4 protein-coding genes are annotated in these 3,021 nt (G+C 65.3%); 3 read left to right on the top strand and 1 reads right to left on the bottom strand.

Features of this window, described 5'->3' with window-relative positions; all coding sequences use genetic code 11:
- Positions 1-139 precede the first annotated feature (139 nt).
- The gene (locus ACGFR7_RS37455; protein WP_393328547.1) at positions 140-355 is read left to right on the top strand and encodes an ATP-binding protein; all 216 of its coding nucleotides are present in this window, start codon (positions 140-142) and stop codon (positions 353-355) included.
- A gap of 67 nt (positions 356-422) precedes the next feature.
- Entirely contained in the window at positions 423-1,544 is a 1,122-nt protein-coding gene (locus ACGFR7_RS37450) for a lipid II:glycine glycyltransferase FemX (RefSeq protein ID WP_393328545.1), read from the top strand.
- Between the two features lie 233 nt (positions 1,545-1,777).
- On the opposite strand, the gene ACGFR7_RS37445 is transcribed toward ACGFR7_RS37450, so the two are convergent.
- Entirely contained in the window at positions 1,778-2,074 is a 297-nt protein-coding gene (locus ACGFR7_RS37445) for a transcriptional regulator (RefSeq protein WP_393328542.1), read from the bottom strand.
- A gap of 159 nt (positions 2,075-2,233) precedes the next feature.
- Here ACGFR7_RS37445 and ACGFR7_RS37440 point away from each other — a divergent pair, with 159 nt between their 5' ends.
- Positions 2,234-2,797 carry a GNAT family N-acetyltransferase gene (locus tag ACGFR7_RS37440; RefSeq protein WP_393328539.1) on the top strand — a complete coding sequence of 188 codons (564 nt, stop codon included), beginning with the start codon at positions 2,234-2,236 and terminating at the stop codon, positions 2,795-2,797.
- Positions 2,798-3,021 lie beyond the last annotated feature (224 nt).

The raw sequence follows: 3,021 nt of genomic DNA, 5'->3' as shown, positions 1-3,021 counted from the left end.
GCCGCCTCACCGGCGAGAACACCATCTCCTGGCGCGACCCCACAGCACAATAAAGACCGCATCACGGGATGAAACAACAGGATGAAACGACCTCTGAGGCCGGTGACCGACACCACGAAGACGAGAAGGGCACCAGCGCATGAGCCCCACCGCCACGGCGAAGCAGGCTGCCGAGCAGGTCCCACCCACCCGGATGCCGCTGCCCGAGACCGAATGGGACAAGATCTTCGCCGATCCCCGGCTCTGCGCGGCCATCGCCGACCGGATCACCTTCCGCTGCACCCTCATCCAGACCGGCACCGAGTCCTACCGCTTCCAGGCCACCGAGTCCGAACGGCACAGCACAGAGCGGTGAGCGGACGGGACTGATGCACGGCGGTGGCCCTCAGTAGGCTGATGCGCCGAGCAAAGGAGCACTGCACATGAGTTTCCGCCTGAAGGCGATTACCCGCGAGGAGCACCTGGCCTTCGTTACGGCCCAGCCCTCGGCGAGTCACATGCAGGTTCCCTCCTGGGGGGATGTGAAGCCGGACTGGCGGGCGGAGAGTCTGGGCTGGTTCGACGACAACGACGGTCTCGTCGGCGCGGGGCTGGTGCTGTTCCGGCCCTTACCGAAGCTCAAGCGGTACCTCGCATATCTGCCTGAAGGGCCGGTCATTGACTGGGCTGCACCGGATCTTGAGCAGTGGCTGGAGCCGATGCTCGCCTATCTCAAGGCCCAGGGAGCGTTCTCGGCGAAGATGGGCCCGCCCGTCGTCGCCCGCCGCTGGAGTGCGGAGGCGGTCAAGGCTGCGATCGCCGACCCGCAGGCCAGGCGGCTGCGGGATGCCGAGGCCACCGCGCACGTGCCGCGGGCTTTCGACATCGCTGACCGGCTTCGGCGGATGGGCTGGCAGCAGACCGAGTCCGGCAGCGAGGACGGATTCGCCGTCGGTCAGCCGCGCTACGTCTTCCAAGTCCCGTTTGCCGGACGGTCGCTGGAGGATATCCAGCGCGGCCTCAACCAGCAGTGGCGCCGCAACATCAAGAAGGCAGAGAAAGCAGGTGTCAAGGTCGTCCTCGGCGGCTACGACGACCTGCCCGCCTTCTACGACATCTACGTCGAGACCGCCGAACGCGACCGGTTCATCCCACGCCCGCTGACCTACTTCCAGTGCATGTGGACCGCTCTGACGGCTGAGGACCCCAACCGCATGCGCCTCTACCTCGCCCAGCACGAAGGCGAAGTGCTCGCGGCGGCGACGATGCTGACCGTCGGTGAGCACGTCTGGTACTCCTACGGCGCCTCCACCAACCGAAAGCGCGAGGTCCAGCCGAACAACGCCATCCAGTGGCGGATGATGTCTGACGCCCATACGCTCGGCGCGAGCATCTACGACTTCCGAGGCATCACCGACACCCTGGACGAGAGCAACCACCTGCTGGGCCTGCTCCGGTTCAAAGTCGGCACCGGCGGCCAGGCCGTGGAATACCTCGGCGAGTGGGACTTCCCCCTCAACAAGCTCCTGCACAAGGCCCTCGACCTCTACATGTCCCGCCGCTGAGTTCGAAAAGCCGCGGAACTTCACAGCCCGTAACGGAGCCGGGTCCTCCAGCGCCATGCCTGTCAGGGACATAGCCCGAGCGGACCCGGAGCCGCCAAGCTACCGGCACCCCGCCACCACGGACCTCAGACACCCCGCGCCCTATCGCCACCGCGTCGGAAGTCACCCGATAGAGGTGGCTCCCCATCTCGGGTTCTGGATCACTTTCTGTGGAGCGCATACTCTGGGTGACGTCAGGCGGAATCCGCGAGATCTGCAATGCGGCGTAGCTCGGCCAGGTGTCCTGCCAGTGCTTCACGGCCTGAGGGGGTGAGGGATAGCCATGTTCGCAGGTGGGAGTTCGACGTCTTCTTGGTCACGGTGAGGTAGCCGGCTCGCTGGAGGATCTTTACTTGCTTGCTCAGTACGGAGTCGCTGACACCCAGAGTCTCTTGGACGGCCGAGAACGCCATGGAGTCGGCGGCGAGTATGGCGCAGATCTGGAGTCGGTTGCCCGGGTGGATGATCTCGTCGAAGCGTGCTTCGCTCATGCGCCAGCCCGTACCTCCCGTTGGAGAGCCTGCTCGATGCGGTGGCCCGTGAGTGGCGTGAGCAGGAAGGCCGCCAGGCCGCATCCTGCCATGGCAAGGTCCCCGAGTTGCCGAGGAAAACCGTTGGGCTGCCCGACTTGCCTCAGGCATGATCGACTCGTGGACACCTACTTGGAGACCGAGCGCCTGGCCTTGCGCCGCTTCACTGCCGATGACGCGGACCTGCTGATCGAGCTGGACAGCGACCCGGCGGTGATGCGCTACCTGACCGGCGGCAATCCCACGGCGCCGGAGCTCGTCCGCGAGCGGGACCTGCCGAAGATCCTCGCCGGCTACGAGAAGTGGGGCGGCGATCTCGGACTGTTCGCCGCGCACGAGAAGGACGGCGGCGCGTTCATCGGTTGGTTCATCCTGCGTCCCGAGTCGGAGGGCCCGCTGGACGAGGTCGAACTCGGCTACCGGCTGCGGCAGGCGGCTTGGGGCAAGGGGTATGCCACCGAGGGCTCGCGTGCTTTGCTGGGAAAGGCGTTCACGGAACTGGGTGTGCGGATGGTCTGGGCTGAGACGATGTCCGTGAACCGCGGTTCGCGCAACATCATGGAGAAACTTGGAATGACGATCGCGGACACCGTCCCTACTCCCTCCGACATGGAGATGGTCGAGGGCTCCGAGCATGGAGGCGTACGGTACGAGATCGCCAAGGAGCAGTGGGAGCAGCAGTAGCCTCGGTGCGAACGGCCGTTCTGCATCCACGCTCACCGGAACCGGCAGGTGTACGGCAGGAGTTGTACCAGGGTGAACCCGAGGTCCGCCATGGACTTTGGTTACCGTCAACGACGCTGCTGTGGGGGGGAGGTGGTTCCCTATTCGTTGGTGTTGAGGTTTGCCCCGTGGTCGGAAGATGCGGGTTCCCATTGTTGGTTGCCTTGTGCTGCGGGGTTGAGCAG

Origin of the sequence: Streptomyces sp. NPDC048516 (assembly GCF_043199875.1) — a bacterium.
Taxonomy (GTDB): Bacteria; Actinomycetota; Actinomycetes; order Streptomycetales; family Streptomycetaceae; genus Streptomyces.
The sequence above is the reverse complement of the archived record's forward strand: the minus strand, read 5'-3'. Positions and strand labels throughout refer to the sequence as shown.

Excerpts from the sequence above, each read along its gene's own strand:
- ACGFR7_RS37445 (WP_393328542.1), bottom strand. The coding sequence starts at position 2,074 with ATGAGCGAAGCACGCTTCGACGAGATCATCCACCCGGGCAACCGACTC.
- ACGFR7_RS37450 (WP_393328545.1), top strand. The coding sequence starts at position 423 with ATGAGTTTCCGCCTGAAGGCGATTACCCGCGAGGAGCACCTGGCCTTC.
- ACGFR7_RS37455 (WP_393328547.1), top strand. The coding sequence starts at position 140 with ATGAGCCCCACCGCCACGGCGAAGCAGGCTGCCGAGCAGGTCCCACCC.